We start from the raw sequence: 18091 nt of genomic DNA, 5'->3' as shown, positions 1-18091 counted from the left end.
TCTGGGCACAAGAACGTTTCTGAGCATCAAAACGGAAGAAGCGGGCCAAGGGCCCGCTTCTTTTTTGATCAACGCCTGCGCTTAAAAGTTGGCCTTGCGCTTCTCGACAAAGGCACTCATGCCCTCTTTCTGCTCTTCCCCTGCAAAGCAGACGGCAAACAGCGCGGTTTCCAGCGCCAGAGCGCTGTCCAGATCCTGATCCATGCCGTCGTGAACGGCCTGCTTGGCGCCACGTACGGATTGCGGGCCGTTGCCTTTGAGCTGTTTGGTGAGCTCTTCCACATAGTTTTCAAGCTCGGCCTGGGGCATGACACGATTGACCAGACCGATACGCAGTGCCTCCACCGCATCGATCTTGCGCCCGGTAGTGATCAGATCAATCGCCATGGCCGGGCCAACGCGGCGCGGCAGGCGCTGGGTGCCGCCAAAGCCAGGAATCACGCCCAGCAGCACTTCGGGCTGGCCGAACACCGCGTTGGAGCTTGCTACCGCCCAGTCGCAGGCCAGCGCCAGTTCGCAGCCGCCGCCAAGGCAAAACCCGTTCACCAGCGCGACCACCGGCACCGGCAGCGTTTCCAGACGTTTGATGGTGCGCAGCGCCTGGCTTGCAAAGGCGCGCGCCTCTTCCGGGGTCTTGTCGCGCATCTCGGTGATATCGGCACCGGCCACGAAGGCCTTCTCCCCTGCACCGGTAATCAGCACGGCACGCAGGTTGGTCTGGGCTTCAAGCTCGGTGAGATGCGACTCAAGCGCGACGAGCACTTCGCTGTTCAGTGCGTTAAGTGCCTTGGGACGGTTGATGGTCAACCGTACCACACCATCGTTATCCACCTTTTCAATCACTGCTTCGCTCATGTTGGCTCCTTGATTGTTATGCGAGGTTAGCGGGCGTACCTTTCCACCCTAGCGCAAACACTCAAGCCCTGCCTCGATTACCGACCGCTGGGCGCGCCCGACGGGCAGCCACTGGGTAATCGCGAAACGGGCGCTCTGCAGTTTGGTGGTATAGAAGGAATCACTGCTGCCCTGCTCGATGGCAGCCTGAGCGCTGAGCGCGGCCAAGCCCATTTGCCAGGCACATAGCACGTGGCCTGTCAGGGTCAAAAAGGGCGTGGCGTAGCCCTGAACGGCATCGGGGCCGGTATCCGGGTTTCGGCCTTCTGTCAGCACCTGCTGCTGAGCGGCGGTCAGATCCTCAAGCCCCGCGGCCAGAGCCTGCCCTAAAGGCGCCAGCTCCGCATGTGCTTTCAGCTTTTCAACCGTGGCGGCCACCTCGCTTAGCAAGCCGCCAAACGCCTCGCCCTGGTCGCGCTGCAGCTTGCGCCCTGCCAGATCGAGCGCCTGAATACCGTTGGTGCCTTCGTAAATCGGCGCGATGCGCGCATCGCGCAACAGCTGAGCGGCCCCCGTCTCTTCGACGTAACCCATGCCGCCATGCACCTGAATGCCCGTTGAGGCGATCTCCACCGCCTGGTCGGTCGAGAAGCTCTTGACCACGGGAATCAGCACCTCGGCGCGGGCCTGGGCTGCCTGGCGCGCACTCGGCTCGTCGCCATGGCGGGCGATATCCAGCTGGGCGGCGCAGTAGAGCGCCAGGGCACGCAGCGCGTCAGTGCGTGCGCGCATGGAAAGCAGCATGCGGCGAACATCCAGATGTTCGCTGATGGGGCACTCCTGTCCACCGCGAGCGGCAGGCAGGCGGCCCTGCTGGCGGTCACGGGCGTAGGCCAGGGCGTGCTGACAGGCGCGCTCGGCCACACCAATGCCTTGAATACCTACCTTATGGCGCGCTTCGTTCATCATGGTGAACATGTGGTTCAACCCGCGCCCCTCTTCGCCCACCAGGTAACCTACCGCCCCGCCCTGCTCGCCAAAGCTCAAGGTGCAGGTAGGTGAGCCGTGGATGCCCAGCTTGTGCTCGATGGAAGCGCAGACCACATCGTTACGCTCACCAAGTGAGCCATCGGCATTGACCAGGAACTTGGGCACCAGAAACAGCGAAATGCCCTTGTTGCCTTCGGGGGCATCGGGTTTACGCGCGAGTACCAGATGAATGATGTTGTCGGCGGCGTCGTGCTCGCCCCAGGTAATGTAGATCTTCTGGCCGCTGATGCGGTAGTGGTCGCCTTCCGGCACGGCCCGGGTACGCACCTTGGAAAGGTCCGACCCCGCCTGGGGTTCGGTCAGGTTCATGGTGCCGGTCCAGCTCCCCTCCACCAGCTTGGGAAGGTAGATAGCCTTGAGCGCTTCGCTGCCGTGATGCGCCAGCGCCTCGATAGCACCGGCGGTCAGCATCGGGCAGAGGCCCAGCGCCATATTGGCGCCGTGGAGCATTTCCTGAACGGCGCTGGCGACGACCTCGGGCAGGTTCTGGCCGCCAAGCGCCTCGGAGACGCCGATTCCGTTCCAGCCACCTTCGACATAGGCCTGATAGGCCGCCGCAAACCCCTCGGGAATGGTGACGCTGCCATTGGGCTGGCGCCTGGCCCCTTCCCGGTCACCGGTAGCATTCAGCGGCCCCCAGACATCACCGGCCAGCTTGGCTGCTTCATCCAGCACCGCCTCCACCACGTCCGGGGTGGTATCGCTGAAGTCGGGCAGGCTGAGCGAGCGATGCCCGAGCAACTCTTCGAGCACAAAACGCAGATCGCGTACCGGCGCGGCGTAGTGGTTCATGGCAACCCCTTGATGAAGAATAAAACAGTCGTTTGATAGTTGGCACTATGTCCGATAGTAGTTTCTCACCTCAGACCACACCATTAGCCCAACGTCTCAGACGCGGGCTATTTACGCACGCCTACCTGCTCTACATCGTCATAATAGGTGATGTGCGCCTCCTCTTCGGCGGGTGGGCCGACCATGGGCTCTGCCACGTCCACATCAGGCACCGCTTCGGAGAGATCCTCCAGGTGCTCGTGCTCAAGCGCCCCCTGAACAAGCTCTTCGGTAATCACCAGCTCTGCTCCAGCGGCCGTCATGGGTGTTGTAGCAGTAAACGGGGCCACCGGCATGGGCGCCGGGCGCATATGGCGTCGCCAGGAGAAGAACAGAAGAAATACCAGGCTAAGCCCACCAAACGACCAGAACAGCCCGGCGTCGCCCACGGCGGTCATCACCGGCGAAATCATCAGCGGACTGAGCGTGGCGCCAATCGAGTTGATCAGCAACAGGCCTTGGCTCATGCGCACAAGTGCACCGGCGGGGGCACGGTCGGCAGCGTGGCTTACCGCCACCGGGTAGAGGGCAAAGACCCCACCGCCCAGCAGGAACAGCAGCACTGCCAGCACCGGTGTGGAAAGCGGCAGCCACAGCATGGCGGCAGAAATCAGCACGCAGAATCCGCTGATGCCGATCAGCACCATCTGGCGGTCGTGGCGGTCGGACCAGCGGCCTATGGGGTACTGCAGCAGCATCGCGCCCAGAATCACCAGCGCCATCATCTGCCCCACCTGATTGACGCTCATGCCGATACGCTGCAGATAAAGCGGCAGCAGACTGTAAGCGGCGGCAACCACCATGCCCGAACCCAGACTGCCCACCACGCCGGTGGGAGTGAGCATGATAAGCCGGTACGGCGGCAGCGGCTCGGCGTGCTCAATCAAGGGCGAGACGCGTGGAATCATCGCCATGGGCAATACCGAAAGCGAGGCGAGCATGCCGATCACCATGAACGGCGCGGTCACACCCATGGCATTGGTCACGCCCAGCAGCAGCTGGCCGATAACGCCGGCGGCGTAGAGCGAAATCATGTACAGCGCCAGCAGACGGCCACGAACCTTCTGCTCGCCTGCCGTCAGCAGCCAGCTTTCGATGACCAGATAAACGCCTACCGTTGCCCAACCGCCAATCAGGCGCAGCACAAACCAGGCCCAGGGGTCGAAGAACAGCCCTTGCAGCAGTACCGTCACTGCTACCAGCGAGGCAAAACTGCCATAGGCGCGAATATGGCCGATGCGCAGCAGCAGCCGGTCGTTGAACATCGCGCCCAACGCCAGACCGATAAAGTAGGCCGACGATACAATCCCGATGACCGTTGCGGATTCACCCGCCGCGTCCAGGCGTACCGTGATCAGGGTGGCCAGAAAGCCGTTCCCGATCCCCAGAATGAACAGGCCCAACAGGGGCGCAAGCGCCATGGCCAGTAGTTGCCGCGACATGAAAACCTCACCTTGCCTAACGAGTTGCCAAGAAGCTCCGTTTTCACCTCCTGTACCGCAGGCAGGCAGTCAACGGGCGCGCAATTATTGCCTTGGATAGCATAAAGTCAACGCTTTTTCACACCGTGGCGCGATAGATCAGTGTTTTTGTAGAATAACGCAGTCATTGCCAGGAAATTCGACTGCCAGATGATGCTTTTGTGCCCACCAGGTGAAGGTCGCTTCGCTGAAAAAGCACACGTGGGTCGGATCATTGATGTAGTGCCAGCGGGTAAAGGCATCTTTAGTGCTCACACGCTTGGTCATCACCCCAAGGTAGCCGCCGGGCTCGAGTTGCCCAAGCAGTTGGGCAAGCACCTGCCCCGGCCGGGCCAGATGCTCGAGCACTTCGGTGGCGGTAATAAACCCATAGGGCTTTCGCAGTGCCTCTGGGTCGGGTGCATAGAACACGTCGTAGATGGCCATGGGATGGCCTGCTTCTTCGAACATTACCGAAAGCGTTGGCCCCGGCCCTGCGCCAAAATCCAGGCCGCAGGCTCCGGCGGGCAGTTTTGCCAGCAGGGGGGTAAACAAACGCCCTAAAAAGTCCCGGTATCCCGTATCATGGGGGGAGTTCTGGTGCCGGTCATATTCGGCTTTTTCAAGGGCAGCACTTAAATGCTGCTCCGGCGGCACAAACACCAGCTGGCACGTGCCACACTGATAGTAATCACGACGACGATCCTGGTGATAGTGAGTAACCGTCGTTGCATCGCATAGCGGGCAGCATCGCATCGTCGTCTTCTCGGGTTTCGGGTTTTGAATTAAGGAAAGTAGCATGCTCACAGGACTGGACCATCTTGTTGTTACCGTGACGGATATGGGTCGCGCCGTCGACTTCTATTCACGCGTTCTGGGGCTCGACGTGCGCTACCGCGATGCGCAGCGGGTCGACTTGATGCTGGGTGATACGGCCCTCAGGCTGCATCAGACCGATACGGATATAGCGCCCATTTCCGCCACGCCTACGCCGGGCAGCCTGGATCTGTGCCTGCGCTGCCAGCTCCCGTTGGATGAATTCAAGCAGCACCTGGATGCACTCGGCATTGAGGTCGAGCTCGGCCCGGTGGCGCGCCAGGGTGCCAACGGCGCTATTGAATCCGTCTACCTGCGCGACCCCGACGGCAATCTGCTGGAAATCTGCCGCCCGGCGCGTTAAGAAAAAACCTTCTGCTTAGATGATAAGCATTGCTATGCGCGCTATTATAGCGCGCTCGAAAAGCCACAGAATGCTTAGTTTAAAAGCATGCAACAGGAGTGACCATGCGCGATAACGATACGTCAATCGAGGGCGAAGTAGTGCATAACGAGCCCCATCAAGACTCCTCCGTCAAAAAACCGGATACCACCATGGCAATGGTGAATTACGGCCTTTATCTGGCAAGTTTTCTAGTCGGTTTCACCATGGTTATAGGTGTCATCATCGCCTATGTATATCGTGGTAAAGGCCCTGCCTGGCTTGATGAGCACTATCGTTACCAAATCCGCACGTTCTGGATAGGCTTCGTGTATGCGTGTATTGCCTTGTTTCTAACGCTGTTTTTAATCGGATTCGTCCTCTTTTTTGCACTCGCTGCCTGGATCATCATCCGCTGTGTCATTGGCTTCAAGGCACTACAGGAACAGCGTGCCCCCGCCAACGTGGATAGCTGGCTGATTTAATCAATGGAACATAAGGCTTCCTCCTCCAGGCGTCGTCCATTTGACCGGGCGAGCATTATCAGCTGGCTGTGGAATACCCTCTCCGGCTGGTCCTTGCCGAAGCTCTGGCGCTTTGCGTCTTTGGTGGGACCACTGGTCTATCATTTCAGCAAGCGCGAACGCAGGGTAACGGAGCTCAATCTCAAGGCGGTCTATCCAGAGTTTGACACCCATACCCGACGCGCCATGGCCAAGCAGAGTCTACGCCACTCCACCGCCACGATGATGGAGCTGGGCTTCGCCTGGATGGCTGAGCCCGAGCGTATCGAGGCCAGCATTCTGGAAGTGCACGGTCGCGAAAAGCTGGACAGCGCCCGGGCGGAAGGCCGTGGAGTGATTGTACTGGCCCCCCATTTTGGTAACTGGGAAGTGCTCAATTTCTGGCTTTCCAGCCACTTCCCGTTCACCGCCATGTACGAGCCCCCCAAGATTGCCGCTCTGGAACCAGTCATTCGTCACGGGCGCGAGCGCATGGGCGCCAAGCTGGTACCTACCAATTCACGTGGCGTGGCGGCACTGCTCAAGGCACTCAAGCGTAGCGAAGCCATCGGTATTCTGCCCGACCAGGAGCCCGATTGGGGCAGCGGCGTCTTCGCCCCGTTCTACACCCGCAATGCCTATACCGCGACGCTTCTACCCAAGCTGGTAGCACGCACCCAGGCGCGGGTGGTGACCGGCGTTGCCTTGCGCCTACCCGGCCGCGGCTTTGCGATTCACTTTCTGGATGCCGACGAACGGGTCTACAGCGAAGATGAAGTAGCGTCCGCAAGCGGCGTGAATGCAAGCGTAGAAGCCTCCATTGCCCTCGACCCGGCTCAGTACCAGTGGGAGTACAAGCGCTACCGCAAGGTCGTTGAAGAGCAGCAGGGGCATCCCAAGGCCAAAAGCTTTCGGCTTTACTGAGCGCTACTCATCGCTTTGTCGAGCGTACACGTCATCAAATCTCTCGATATCGTCTTCGCCCAGATAAGCCCCGGACTGAACCTCGATCAGCTCTAATGGAATCTTGCCGGGGTTTTCAAGGCGATGCAGCGTGCCAATAGGGATATAGGTTGACTGGTTTTCGCTCACCAGGAAGCAGCGCTCATCTACCGTTACTCGCGCCGTGCCGCTGACGACCACCCAATGCTCAGCACGGTGATGGTGGCGCTGCAGCGAGAGCCTGCCCCCCGGCTTGACGGTAATATGTTTGACCTGATGGCGCCCACCGCTATCAATTGCCTGGAAGCTACCCCAAGGGCGGTGCACTTCAGGCGATGAGCACGGCTCGCTGCGCCCGGCCTGGGTAAGCATTGCCACCAGCTGCTTCACCTCTTGAGCCCGGTCACGATGGGCCACCAGCACGCTGTCCGGCGTTTCCACTACGATCAGGTCAGCAACCCCCAGCGTAGCCACCAGCCGGTGCTCAGCCATTACCAGTGAATTGGCGGTTGCGTTCAGCAGCGCATCGCCACGGGTAACGTTCCCCGCTTCATCTGGCGTGCCGATACTCCATAGCGCATCGAAACTGCCAATATCGCTCCACTGGGCGTCCAACGGGATAACCGCCGCGTTTTCGCAGTGCTCCATCACTGCGTAGTCGATGGAGTCCGATGCACACGCTGTAAACGCCTGCTCATCAAGGCGCAGAAAATCCAGATCGCTCTGTGCCCGGATCACTGCATCACGGCAGGCTGAAAGCATCTGCGGCTGAAGACGCTCAAGCTGCTCAAGATAGCTCGACGCCCGCAGCAGGAACATGCCGCTGTTCCACAGCGTATTGCCCTGCTCGATCAGTTTCGCGGCACGCTGGCTATCCGGCTTCTCGATAAAGGCGGAAAGCTTATGCCCATCGCCCAGTGCCTCGCCGCAGGCAATGTAGCCATAGCCGGTTTCCGGGTGCGTGGGCACCACGCCAAATGTCACCAGATAGCCCTGCTCGGCCAGCGCGACGGCGCGGGTGACGCTCTTTTGAAAAGCAGTCTCATCGCCAATCGCATGATCAGCGGGTAATACCAGCAGCAGCGGGTCGTCGCCGGCCTCAAGTGCCAGCAGTGCCGCACAGGCAATCGCCGGGGCAGTATTACGCCCTTCAGGTTCCAGCACGATACGCGCCTGCTGCGCCTGCTGCGCCTGCTCGCGCAGCTGCTCGGCGACCAGAAAGCGGTGTGCCTGATGCGCCATGATAATAGGCGGCGCGGTGGTCAAACCCTCCAGCCGGACAAGGGTCTGCTGCAGCAAGCTCAGAGAGGAGGTCAGTCGCAAGAACTGCTTGGGCATCTGCTCGCGGGAGAGCGGCCACAGCCGTGTACCGCTACCCCCACATAAAATTACCGGCTGAATCATGGTGTCGTCCTTGTAGGCAAAGCGTCCGCGCCAAAACCGTCCTGCAGCCAGTGGCGAAGCTGGCTCATTCTGGCGGCACCTTCAGGGTTTTCCACATCGGGCAGAGTGCCATCCACAAACCCATGGGCGTAGAACGGCGCGAGCAATGCTGGGTCGCCGCTGATGATATGCACCGGCACCGCGGCACTGGCCTCATCGCCGGTGATCAGGGGTGCTGGCTGGTGATCGCCCAGCACGATCAGCAGGGTATTATCGTCCACCACCCGCTCCGCCCAGCGCCCGGTTACCTCTACAGCGTAGTCGACTGACCAGGCGTAGTGATCGCGAATCCGTTCGATATCCTGCCAAAGCACTTCCGGCGAATCGCCGGCATTTTCCCAGGGCGCGAAAACCGTGCCGTCACCAATCGTGTCCCAATCCTCTATTACCGGCAGGATGGGTGTCCAGGGTGCATGGCTTGAGATCAGCGCCATCTGGGCAAACACCGGCGAGTCGCCGAGCAGATGGCGCTGGGTATAGTCGAGGGTGAACTGATCGGGCATGGTGACCCAGTTAAGCGGCGGGCCTGCGTAATCGATATCCCTGGCCACTACAATGTCATCAAAGCCGTACGCTTCGCCTTCCGGCCAGGCCAGGGTAATCGCGGGCATGATGCTCAGCGTGCGCTGACCGGTCGCCTTGAAATCATCGATCAGCGTGGGACTATGGGTGCTCAGCATCAGCCGATACCAGAGCTGGTTATCCACCCACCGTCCGCTGAGAAGCGTAGCGTGGGCAAGCCACGACTGCCCGCCGCGGATGGGCGCCTCTAGAAGCCCGGACACCACGTGAAGCCCGCGCGCGTCCAGGCGCTGCTGCATGGTAGAGAGCGTAGGCAAGAGTACGTGGCTATAGCGTGGATCGTTGATCGCCGAGACACCATAGGATTCCACGAAGGTGAGCAGCACGTTACGCCCTTCAAGCCCTGGCAGGGCGCGGGCTTGTAGCGGCTCGGTTTCAAGCTGTTCGGCAAACGCCAGGCGTGCACGGTGTGTCGTCACTATCTGCTGCCACTGAAAGCGTGTTGCCTCGATCATCGGCAGCGCCGCCTGAGGCACGACAAGTTTTTTAGATAGATGGCCAGCCGCCAGGCAGGTTGCCAGCACAGCCAATCCAAGTGCCATGCCACCTTTAAAGCGATTCACTGGTAAAGTGTGCGCTGGCGTCAAAAGTCGCACCAGTACCCACAGGGTGCCCAATAGCAAAACCGCACCGGCAAGCATTGCGCAAATGGCCCATATCTGGCCTACATTACCTACAAGCAAATGATAAACGGAACGTATTAAAGGGGTGTCTAAATAGAGGTTTAGCGGCCTTCCAAAGGCCATCTGAGTGGCTGCGTCACCCACATTGGCCACCGTCGCCAGGGCAACCCAACTGACCAGGGCAACGCTCATCAGGCGGCGAAACGGCCCTATTGGCAATATCAGCATCAGCGGCACAATGATCCACGCTTCCCAGGCAACAAGGGGGTGGCCAATCATGCCGAAGCGCCACCATAAAGGCGCAACCAGCAGCAAATTGAGTGCCAATGCACCTAACAATAATCGCAACATATCGCTCTCATTATTATTTCAACGAGTGAAAGCCAACTTCTGTCTGAACCATCTTGAACTTTCAGCTGAAAAGCGTCGTAGTAACGACCAGGGAGTAAATACACAGTGTGCATTAAGCACTAAGCGTATAATATTTGTTCAAAAAAACACGTTTGAATTAGTGTTGGCTCATTCTCTTCAGGCTTGCTATCGAAAGGAACTCGCCTATGCGGTGTACGAATACTGGAAAATGGATATTACTGCTTGGCGGCCTTGCAGCGTTACCTGCCAATGCTGACGACAGGCATTATGACGCAGTCATCGACCAGGCCCAGATGCTTGCTGAAAAGGCTTATCAAGCGCCTGAAGAAAGACTGCCCGAAGTGCTGCAAGAGCTGAGTTACGATACCTACCGGCAGATCCGCTTTGCTCCAGACCACGCCTACTGGCGTGATGAAAGCCCATTCAATTTACAGCTGTTTCATAGCGGCTTTTTATTCAAGGCGCCGGTTACCCTTAATATCATCGATAACGACACCGTTTCCCCGCTGCCCTTTTCCGCCGACGATTTTCAATACGATGGCGATGCCAAAGCGCTGCTTGAGCAGGATTTGAGCGGCAGCGGCCATGCAGGATTCCGGCTGCACTACCCGCTCAACAGCGAAGAGTACGCCGATGAGTTCGCTGTCTTTCTCGGTGCCAGCTATTTTCGTCTAGTGGGCAAGGATCAGGTATTCGGCCTTTCAACCCGTGGGCTTGCCATCAACACGGCTTCTCCTGAAGGTGAAGAGTTTCCTGCCTTTCGCGAGTTCTGGCTCTACAAACCGGACGCGAATGCCGAGGAGATCGTTCTGCTTGCCCTGATGGACAGCCCCTCGCTGAGCGGCGCTTACCGCTTCACCCTGCGCCCGGGCGAACAGACCGATGCCGAAGTGGAAGCCCAGCTGTTCGCCCGTGACGATATCGCCAAACTAGGCGTTGCCCCGCTCACCAGCATGTATACCTTTGGCGAGGCGAGCCACGAACGCCAGGATGATTTCCGACCCCAGGTACACGATTCAGACGGCCTTCTGATGCATACCGGCGCTGACGAGTGGATCTGGCGACCGCTCAGCAACCCTGATGCAGTGCGCGTGTCGAGTTTTCTGGACAACGACCCGAGTGGGTTCGGGCTGATGCAACGCGAGCGCGATTTCGACCGCTATCTGGATATGGAAGCGCAGTACCATCGTCGGCCAAGTCAATGGGTCGAGCCTATCGCGCCATGGGGTGCCGGCCGTGTCGAGCTGGTGGAAATTCCCACCGAGGATGAAACTTTCGACAATATCGTGGCCTACTGGGTCGCCGACGAGCCGCTTGAAGCTGGCGATACGCGCAAGCTTCACTATCACACCTATACGCTGAACGATAACCCTCAGGAACTGACGCTGGGCCGCGTGGTACGTACCCGTCACGGCGGTCTATGGGGGCTTGGTCAGGCGAGCGAACACAACCCGCAGCGTCAGTTCATCGTTGATTTCGAAGGCGGTGCGCTTGAGGGAATTGCCCCGGATGCACCGGTCACGCTGGATATCAGCACCCAAAAGGGTGACGTTCTGATCCCTCAGGTAACGTCACTTTCCGATAACGCCTGGCGAGCCAGCTTCCGCATCCCCGCCTCGGGCGAGCCCAGCGATCTTCGGCTGCGTTTAATGCTGAACGGGGAGCCGATTAGCGAAACCTGGAACTACGTGTGGTACCCCGATGCATAAGATTAGTGAAACGACCCCGTTGATTCCGGGCCTGGGGCTTCGCCGTGCCCTTCTGGCCGTGCTGGTGGTGCTGACCAGCATAGCGGGCTGCCTGGCGCTCAATCGCGTGGTTTCCGGGCTGGGAGTGGGCTGGCAGATCATTACGCTGGTACTGTTTGCGCTGACGTTTACCTGGATCGCCCTGGCCTTCTGGGGCGCCATTTTGGGTTTCGTGGTAAGCGCTCTGCGACTCGATCCGCTTAGCCTGCGCAAGCAGATCGCCCTTTCACCGGACGACCATACGCTTGAAAGCCGCACAGCCTTGGTCATGCCCATTTACGCCGAGCCCCCCTTGCCAACCATTGCAGGGCTTGAAGCCACCTGTCGCTCGCTTCTGGAGCAGGCAAACGCCGTTCATCAGCACCTTGAGACGCCGCTCAGCGAACACTTTGAAGTATTCATCTTGAGCGATACCCAAGATCTTGAAAAAGCCGAAATAGAAGCCGCCCACGTGGCGGCCCTGCAGCAGCGTCTGGCCGGACAGCTTGCCGTTCACTACCGCCGCCGGGAGAACAATCTGGGCCGCAAGGCGGGTAACATAGCCGACTTTTGCTGCCGCTGGGGGCAGCGTTACGACTATATGGTCGTGCTCGACGCCGACAGTCTGATGAGCGGCGCTACGCTTTTGAACCTGGTGCATCGCATGCAGCAACAGCCTGGCGTGGGGCTGATCCAGACCGTACCCATCCCGGTAGGCCAGCGCACCCTGTTTGGCCTGTTTACCCAGTTCGCCTCGGCGCTTTACAGCCCCATGCTGGCCGCCGGGCAGAGCTTCTGGCAGGGCGATGCGGCCAACTATTGGGGGCATAACGCGATCATCCGTACTCGCGCCTTCATGACCAGTGCTGGCCTGCCCACGCTGCCTGGCAAGCCGCCGCTGGGTGGGGAAATCCTCAGCCATGACTTTGTCGAGGCAGCGCTGCTCAAGCGCAGCGGCTGGCAGGTGCTTCTGGATACCACGGCCACAACCGCCGTATCCCGGCGTAACCCGTATGCAAGCGCCTCGCACAACAGCTTTGAAGCCATGCCCAGCAACATGCTCGACTTTGCCAAGCGTGACCGCCGCTGGCTTCAGGGCAACCTGCAACATCTGCGCCTACTTACCGGGGCGGGCCTGCATCCTGTAAGCCGCCTGCACTTTCTGTTCGGTGCATTTGCCTATCTGTCGTCGCTGGTCTGGCTGGGCCTGCTGGTATGCTCAAGCATTCTGGTGGGCTATCACGCCATTGACGCGCCGCCCGCGCAGGCGCTTCCCAGGTCGCTTTCGGTCGGGTTGCTTTCCATTACGCTGGGCATGCTGGTCGCGCCGAAACTGCTGGGCCTGCTGCTGGCCTTTTTCCAGTCGCCCCACGCCTTTGGCGGCCGGGGAAAACTGCTCGCAAGCGCACTGCTGGAGATTCTCTTTGCCGCCCTGATTGCGCCACTGATGATGGCCTGGCACAGCCTGTTTATCATTAACGTACTGCTGGGCCGCTCTATCGAATGGCAAACCCAGCCTCGCGGCGAGCGCTCGCTGCCCTGGAAAGAAGTCTGGCAGCACGCTGGTTGGATGACACTCTGTGGTATTGCCTGGGCGGGCAGCGTCATGCTGTTTTCAGCTCCGGCCTTTGGCTGGCTGACGCCGGCCTGGCTGGGCCTTGTGGTAGCGGTGCCGATTATCAAGTACTCCAGCAGCAGCACCTGGGGAGGCGTGCTCAATCGTCGCTTTGGGTTGCTGCAAACGCCAAGCACCAGCCTTAGCCCGGTACTGCTGGACGACTTCAACGCGCTGATGCAGCGCGGCAGCGAACCCCACCCGTTCGTGGTTGAGCCCAATGCGCGGCTTACGCCCCTGCCCTCTGAGCTTATAGGTGAAATGCCCAGCCAGTCGCTTACCCAGTTCAGCGCAGTGCAAGCAGCGCCTGCAGCGAAGGAACCCCATTGATGCTGCAGCATCTTCTGCATCAGATCGGCAGCGCAGGCGGGGTTGCCCGCTCGCTGCTGGTCTACTGGCGCCCCGGCAGGCAAAGCAGCCTGCAGCGCCTTTATCGGCCCTTTATCGCACCTGGGGATATCGCGTTTGATATCGGTGCCCATCTGGGTGACCGCAGCGCGGCATTTCACGCCCTGGGTGCCCGAGTAATCGCGCTGGAGCCGCAGCCTGAACTGGCCAAATGGTTTCAGCGTATTATCCGCCACCCGACGGTGACGCTGTTGCCGCTGGCCGCCGGCCCCGCGCCCGGCTTTGCCGATATCGCCATCAGCACCCGCAATCCGACGCTTTCCACCCTGGCCCATGGCTGGCGCGACCAGATTGGCGAGCGTAACGAAAGCTTTCGCAAGGTGCGCTGGGAACAGCAGCTGCGCGTGCCCATCACTACCCTGGATCAACTGATCGACGAGTACGGCGAACCCAGCTTTATCAAGATAGATGTCGAGGGCTACGAAGCCGAGGTGCTGGCAGGCCTTAGTCGGCCGGTGGCCGCTCTTTCGGTGGAGTTCGTGGCCGGAGCGCTCGACGTTGGTCACGCCTGCGTTGCCCAGCTAAACGGGCTGGGCGATTACCGCTTCAATGCCATTGCCGGCGAACAGCGCGAGTTTCACTGGCCAACCTGGCAAACGCCCGAGGCCATCGGTGAGTGGTTCACTCGCCAGGCCGATGGCCTGGCCTCGGGTGATCTTTACGCTTGTCGGGCCGACCATCCGGCTGTGAGCCGACCACGCGCTCGATAGCCCTTCAAATGCTAACCTGACAGATTCCAAACGCTTATTGCAAGGGGCTGACGCTCATGATTCATGACTGGCAAACGCTTACCGCCCCCGCGCTGGCAACCCTTGCCGAGCGCGACCCGGTGGCCGTGCTGGTACTGGGTGCCATCGAGCAGCACGGCACCCACCTGCCGTTGGGCACCGACCTTATCATTGGTGAGGGGCTGATGCGCGCCCTGCGTGAAAAGCTGGACCCGGCGCTGGAGGTTGTCTGCCTGCCGACCATTGCCGTAGGCGCAAGCGATGAGCATGCAAGCTTTGGCGGCACGCTCAGCCTGCCGGCGCCGCTGGCCATCGCCACGCTGGAAGCCTACGGCGAAAGCGTGGCACGAGCAGGTATCAAACGCCTGGTACTGATCAACAGCCACGGCGGTAACAAGGCCATCATGGATCTGGCGGCACTGACGCTTCGCAAACGCTTCAATATGCGGGTGGTCAAGGCGACCTATACGCGGCTGCCGCCGCTGGAAGGCGCGATTGACGCTGACGAATTGCGCTACGGGCTACACGGCGGGCTTCTGGAAACTGCCATGATGCACTACCTGGCGCCCGCTTCGGTTAACCTGGAAGGCTATCAAGCCGCCCCGCTGGGCAGGCTGCCGGATAACCCCCTGGTAGGCCCGGAAGGCGCCGCCGCCTTCGCCTGGCTTGCCGAAGATCTAAGCCAGCATGGCGTGGCAGGCGACGCCCAGCAGGCCGATGCAGCGCTCGGTGAACGGCTGGTGAACCACTACGCTGCAAAGCTTGCAGACGTAATAGCCGAAACTGCCCGGCTGCCAGCCTTCACGAGTGGATAACCTGCTCGCCGCTTAGCGGCTGCTCTTTTCCAGCACGTCACCCAGAAAGTGGCCGGCTCGGCTGGCCTTGGCGCTCAGGTAGCGGTGGTTCTGCTCGGTGACGCTGCCGTAAAGGGCCTGGCGCGATACCACATCAATGCCGCCTTCGCGCAGGGCGGAAATTTTCAGCGGGTTGTTGGTCAACAGCTGCACCTGTGAGATATCCAGTGCATTGAGCATATCTACCGCTACCGCGTACTGGCGCTCATCGTCGCCAAAGCCCAGCACCTGGTCGGCGTCTACGGTATCCAGCCCGCCATCCTGCAGCGTGTAGGCGCGCAGCTTGTTGGCCAGACCAATACCGCGCCCTTCCTGAGCCAGATACAACAGCACCCCGCCTCCCATGGCCTGGATATCCGCCACGGCATTGCGCAGCTGCTCACCGCAATCGCAGCGCAGGCTACCAAACAGATCACCGGTCAGGCAGGCCGAATGCATGCGCAGCGGCACCGCACCTGCCATGTTTTCAGGCTGACCAATCACCACCGCCACGTGCTCGCGCAGGCCATCCGGTTCGCGGAACAGCACGAAGCGGCTTTCCGCGGCATCTTCCAGTGGAATACTCGCCTCGCTGACACGCTTGAGCATTCCCGGCGCCCCGGCCAGACACTTTTCGGCCTCCTTGGCATCGATCTCGAGCAGTTTGCCCGAGGCAATATCCTCGGCCACCGACGCCGCTGCCTGTTCGCTGATGTCAGCACACAGCGCTGCAGGAATCAGCAGCGCCCGGCGCATCAGGGTGACCGCCCCGCGCTCCCCGGGCCCTGCCGGTTTGAGGCCGCTCAGCAGCGAATGCGAAGGCCGGTGAGTGCCCTGCATGACCGCCAGCGTCTGCAGATCACTTTCGCTGATGTCCTCCACCAGCGGCAGGCAGGCGGCTTCTGCGGTCAGCGACATGCCCATGGCTTCCAGCCGGTGGCGCGTGAGTACCAGCGATGGGCGTGAGCCTGCCATTTTCGCCAGGGTATTGACCGAGTCACTGCCTTCCAGTGCCTGTACCAGAAGACGCTGTTCGCCGGTATTGAGTACGACCGGCAACCCACGGCGAATATCGAAAATAGCGCGTTCAATGTGATACATATAGGCCTCCTAATTGCCCGGTACAGCAGATAGAGTACGCTTGCGCTGAGCCATGCTGCCCCGCAAGATAAGACGGTTTTTTCAACGTGGAGGCGTTATGCCTGACACCCCTGGTCAAAATGGTTCTATACGGCTGACGCTGGATACCGCTTGGCAACAGCTGCTGACCCTGCGTCAGGGAAGCAGCGTCGCCGCCTCTGCTAACAGCGCAACAGCCGAGGCCGCCGAACTGCTGGACTGCCTGATGCCGCTGGCAAGCCGTTCGGCCTGGGTTATCGCCCAGCTTGGCCAGAGCCTGGATGGGCGAATTGCTACGGAAAGCGGCCATTCGCACTACATCAATGGTCCTGAAAGCCTGGTGCACCTGCACCGCCTTCGCGCCCTGGCGGATGCCGTGGTAGTGGGCGCCGGCACCGCCAGTGCCGACGACCCCCAGTTGACGGTACGCCATGTGAGCGGCGCTCACCCGGCCCGGGTAGTGCTGGACCCCCGGGGCCGCGTGCCCGCCAACCTCAAACTGTTTCATGAAGAATTGGCCCCTACCCTGCACATTGTGGGGCCGGAGGTGTCGCCTGCACCGGCGGGCGCGATGGTCAGCCGGTGCGTGCTGCCGCTCAACGCTCAGGGGCAGTTCGCGCCGAGCGATGTCATTGCCCTGCTCAACCGGCACGGCCTTGAGCGTATTCTGGTAGAAGGGGGCGGCATCACGGTTTCCCAGTTCATCGAGGCGGGCACCATTGACCGCCTGCACCTGCTGGTCGCCCCCTTGCTGATTGGCTCGGGCAGACCGGGACTTCAAATGACGCCCATCGAGACGCTCGAGAGTGCGCTGCGCCCTACCATGCGTCGATTCCGATGCGGCGACGACACGCTGTTTGACGTGCTGCTGCGCGCCGCCGCCTTCGCCTGAAGGTTGAGCGCGGTGGCGCCGGTCAAGCGCGACCCAGATGCCCGGCAGGCTTGAAAGCAGCACCAGCACGCCGTAGGCGAGCGAAATCGCCACGCCCTGGGCGGAGGGCAGCCCGACCAGCACCCAGGTGGCCGCCGCTGCCCCTTCGCGAAGCCCCCAGCCTGCGACTGAAAGGGGCACCAGCATGGCCATAAGCAGCACCGGCGCCAGCGCCAGCAGCTCAATGGCGGCAATGTCCACGCCAATTGCCCGTGCGGCGCATACCATTACCAGGCCATAGCTCGCCACGATCGCCAGCGAAGAACCCAGCTGCAGATGCCACACGCCGGGGCTGAACAGCCCGCGTTTGATATCTACCGCCATGGAGTGATACCACTTGGGCAACTTGCGTGACGGCAGGCGCGAAAGCCCCTGCCAGATGACCACGCCCAACAGTAGCATTCCCCCTACCATCGAAAGGCTTACCTGCCAGCCAAGCACCGCGTGCCAGAGCGGCGAGAGCAGCAGCGCGGCCAGTGTCAGGATCACTACCGCCACCTGCCCCGAGGTACGTTCGATAATTACCGCCCGCCAGGCACTGCCGCGCGAACCGGCCTGGCGCGCATGACGGTGAGCACGCCCGGCATCGCCAAGAACTCCGCCGGGCAGTAGCTGATTGACCAGCAGCGCAAGATAGTACTCTCGCCAGGCATAGGTGAAGCGTAGCGGTGCGCCCACCTGCCGGGCGGTAAACTGCCAGCGCCAAGCACTCAGCATGATCTGAAACACGCTGATCAGTAGTGCCAGCGCCACCCAACCCGCCGATAGCCGCTCCACCTGCGCGATGACTTCTCGCGGCTCGACAAATAGCGCAACCGCCCCCAGCAAACCGGCACTGATCAATAGCCGCTGCACCCAGGGCGAGCGCAGTACCGGTTTGATGGCCATAGGC

Annotated in this window: 15 protein-coding genes and 1 pseudogene; 8 read left to right on the top strand and 8 right to left on the bottom strand. The window is 60.7% G+C overall.

Annotated elements, in window-relative coordinates:
* Nucleotides 1-81 precede the first annotated feature (81 nt).
* From B0H98_RS13005 to B0H98_RS12990, 4 genes are all read right to left on the bottom strand, one after another.
* Nucleotides 82-855, bottom strand: coding sequence for an enoyl-CoA hydratase-related protein (locus B0H98_RS13005; protein ID WP_106375500.1), 774 nt, complete (start codon nucleotides 853-855; stop codon nucleotides 82-84).
* A gap of 48 nt (nucleotides 856-903) precedes the next feature.
* Nucleotides 904-2676: an acyl-CoA dehydrogenase gene (locus tag B0H98_RS13000; RefSeq protein ID WP_106375499.1), complete on the bottom strand. Its 1773-nt coding sequence runs from the start codon at nucleotides 2674-2676 to the stop codon at nucleotides 904-906.
* Between the two features lie 107 nt (nucleotides 2677-2783).
* Nucleotides 2784-4157 carry an MFS transporter gene (locus tag B0H98_RS12995; RefSeq protein ID WP_106375498.1) on the bottom strand — a complete coding sequence of 458 codons (1374 nt, stop codon included), beginning with the start codon at nucleotides 4155-4157 and terminating at the stop codon, nucleotides 2784-2786.
* A gap of 138 nt (nucleotides 4158-4295) precedes the next feature.
* Nucleotides 4296-4931, bottom strand: coding sequence for a class I SAM-dependent methyltransferase (locus B0H98_RS12990; protein WP_244183146.1), 636 nt, complete (start codon nucleotides 4929-4931; stop codon nucleotides 4296-4298).
* A gap of 43 nt (nucleotides 4932-4974) precedes the next feature.
* Here B0H98_RS12990 and B0H98_RS12985 point away from each other — a divergent pair, with 43 nt between their 5' ends.
* The 3 genes from B0H98_RS12985 (at nucleotide 4975) to B0H98_RS12975 (ending at nucleotide 6800) form a co-directional block, all read left to right on the top strand.
* Nucleotides 4975-5355, top strand: a complete 381-nt coding sequence (locus tag B0H98_RS12985; RefSeq protein WP_106375496.1) for a VOC family protein — start codon at nucleotides 4975-4977, stop codon at nucleotides 5353-5355.
* A gap of 104 nt (nucleotides 5356-5459) precedes the next feature.
* Nucleotides 5460-5858, top strand: a complete 399-nt coding sequence (locus tag B0H98_RS12980) for a DUF4870 family protein (RefSeq protein WP_106375495.1) — start codon at nucleotides 5460-5462, stop codon at nucleotides 5856-5858.
* Nucleotides 5859-5861: 3 nt separating this feature from the next.
* A complete protein-coding gene (locus B0H98_RS12975; RefSeq protein ID WP_106375494.1) occupies nucleotides 5862-6800 on the top strand; it encodes a lysophospholipid acyltransferase family protein in 939 nt (312 codons plus the stop codon).
* Between the two features lie 3 nt (nucleotides 6801-6803).
* On the opposite strand, the gene B0H98_RS12970 is transcribed toward B0H98_RS12975, so the two are convergent.
* The gene (locus tag B0H98_RS12970) at nucleotides 6804-8222 is read right to left on the bottom strand and encodes a mannose-1-phosphate guanylyltransferase/mannose-6-phosphate isomerase (RefSeq protein WP_106375493.1); all 1419 of its coding nucleotides are present in this window, start codon (nucleotides 8220-8222) and stop codon (nucleotides 6804-6806) included.
* Nucleotides 8219-9817, bottom strand: a complete 1599-nt coding sequence (locus tag B0H98_RS12965; RefSeq protein ID WP_106375492.1) for an alkaline phosphatase family protein — start codon at nucleotides 9815-9817, stop codon at nucleotides 8219-8221. Before B0H98_RS12965 ends, B0H98_RS12970 begins: the two co-directional genes overlap by 4 nt.
* Nucleotides 9818-10023: 206 nt before the next feature.
* Between B0H98_RS12965 and B0H98_RS12960 the strand changes: the two genes are divergently transcribed.
* From B0H98_RS12960 to B0H98_RS12945, 4 genes are read left to right on the top strand one after another with little or no spacing between them, the layout of a single operon-like run.
* Nucleotides 10024-11547, top strand: a complete 1524-nt coding sequence (locus tag B0H98_RS12960) for an OpgD/OpgG family glucan biosynthesis protein (protein ID WP_106375491.1) — start codon at nucleotides 10024-10026, stop codon at nucleotides 11545-11547.
* Nucleotides 11540-13510 carry a glucans biosynthesis glucosyltransferase MdoH gene (mdoH, locus tag B0H98_RS12955; protein WP_106375490.1) on the top strand — a complete coding sequence of 657 codons (1971 nt, stop codon included), beginning with the start codon at nucleotides 11540-11542 and terminating at the stop codon, nucleotides 13508-13510. Before B0H98_RS12960 ends, mdoH begins: the two co-directional genes overlap by 8 nt.
* Entirely contained in the window at nucleotides 13510-14298 is a 789-nt protein-coding gene (locus B0H98_RS12950) for an FkbM family methyltransferase (RefSeq protein WP_106375489.1), read from the top strand. The genes mdoH and B0H98_RS12950 overlap by 1 nt, the downstream gene beginning before the upstream one ends.
* A gap of 56 nt (nucleotides 14299-14354) precedes the next feature.
* Complete coding sequence (locus B0H98_RS12945; protein ID WP_106375488.1) at nucleotides 14355-15131, top strand: creatininase family protein; 777 nt, start codon at nucleotides 14355-14357, stop codon at nucleotides 15129-15131.
* Between the two features lie 12 nt (nucleotides 15132-15143).
* Here B0H98_RS12945 and ribA read toward each other — a convergent pair whose 3' ends face one another.
* The gene (ribA, locus tag B0H98_RS12940; RefSeq protein ID WP_106375487.1) at nucleotides 15144-16250 is read right to left on the bottom strand and encodes a GTP cyclohydrolase II RibA; all 1107 of its coding nucleotides are present in this window, start codon (nucleotides 16248-16250) and stop codon (nucleotides 15144-15146) included.
* A 52-nt stretch (nucleotides 16251-16302) separates the two neighbouring features.
* On the opposite strand from ribA, the gene B0H98_RS17200 reads away from it, so the two are divergent.
* A complete protein-coding gene (locus B0H98_RS17200) occupies nucleotides 16303-17160 on the top strand; it encodes a RibD family protein (protein ID WP_340162383.1) in 858 nt (285 codons plus the stop codon).
* 66 nt (nucleotides 17161-17226) lie between these two features.
* On the opposite strand, the pseudogene B0H98_RS17195 reads toward B0H98_RS17200, so the two are convergent.
* Nucleotides 17227-18087 (bottom strand): annotated as a pseudogene (locus tag B0H98_RS17195) (lysylphosphatidylglycerol synthase transmembrane domain-containing protein); the annotation flags it as partial.
* Between the last annotated feature and the right edge of the window lie 4 nt (nucleotides 18088-18091).

Origin of the sequence: Vreelandella songnenensis (assembly GCF_003002925.1) — a bacterium.
Lineage (GTDB): Bacteria > Pseudomonadota > Gammaproteobacteria > Pseudomonadales > Halomonadaceae > Vreelandella > Vreelandella songnenensis.
Note: the sequence above shows the minus strand (reverse complement) of the source record. Positions and strands in the feature narration are given on the sequence as shown.

Bases quoted from the DNA above. Each gene is read 5' to 3' on its own strand.
- B0H98_RS17200 (WP_340162383.1), top strand. From the start codon at position 16,303: ATGCTGCCCCGCAAGATAAGACGGTTTTTTCAACGTGGAGGCGTTATG.
- B0H98_RS13000 (WP_106375499.1), bottom strand. From the start codon at position 2,676: ATGAACCACTACGCCGCGCCGGTACGCGATCTGCGTTTTGTGCTCGAA.
- B0H98_RS12950 (WP_106375489.1), top strand. From the start codon at position 13,510: ATGCTGCAGCATCTTCTGCATCAGATCGGCAGCGCAGGCGGGGTTGCC.
- B0H98_RS12975 (WP_106375494.1), top strand. From the start codon at position 5,862: ATGGAACATAAGGCTTCCTCCTCCAGGCGTCGTCCATTTGACCGGGCG.
- B0H98_RS12985 (WP_106375496.1), top strand. From the start codon at position 4,975: ATGCTCACAGGACTGGACCATCTTGTTGTTACCGTGACGGATATGGGT.
- B0H98_RS13005 (WP_106375500.1), bottom strand. From the start codon at position 855: ATGAGCGAAGCAGTGATTGAAAAGGTGGATAACGATGGTGTGGTACGG.
- B0H98_RS12980 (WP_106375495.1), top strand. From the start codon at position 5,460: ATGCGCGATAACGATACGTCAATCGAGGGCGAAGTAGTGCATAACGAG.
- mdoH (WP_106375490.1), top strand. From the start codon at position 11,540: ATGCATAAGATTAGTGAAACGACCCCGTTGATTCCGGGCCTGGGGCTT.
- B0H98_RS12995 (WP_106375498.1), bottom strand. From the start codon at position 4,157: ATGTCGCGGCAACTACTGGCCATGGCGCTTGCGCCCCTGTTGGGCCTG.
- B0H98_RS12960 (WP_106375491.1), top strand. From the start codon at position 10,024: ATGCGGTGTACGAATACTGGAAAATGGATATTACTGCTTGGCGGCCTT.
- ribA (WP_106375487.1), bottom strand. From the start codon at position 16,250: ATGTATCACATTGAACGCGCTATTTTCGATATTCGCCGTGGGTTGCCG.
- B0H98_RS12970 (WP_106375493.1), bottom strand. From the start codon at position 8,222: ATGATTCAGCCGGTAATTTTATGTGGGGGTAGCGGTACACGGCTGTGG.
- B0H98_RS12965 (WP_106375492.1), bottom strand. From the start codon at position 9,817: ATGTTGCGATTATTGTTAGGTGCATTGGCACTCAATTTGCTGCTGGTT.
- B0H98_RS12945 (WP_106375488.1), top strand. From the start codon at position 14,355: ATGATTCATGACTGGCAAACGCTTACCGCCCCCGCGCTGGCAACCCTT.
- B0H98_RS12990 (WP_244183146.1), bottom strand. From the start codon at position 4,931: ATGCGATGCTGCCCGCTATGCGATGCAACGACGGTTACTCACTATCAC.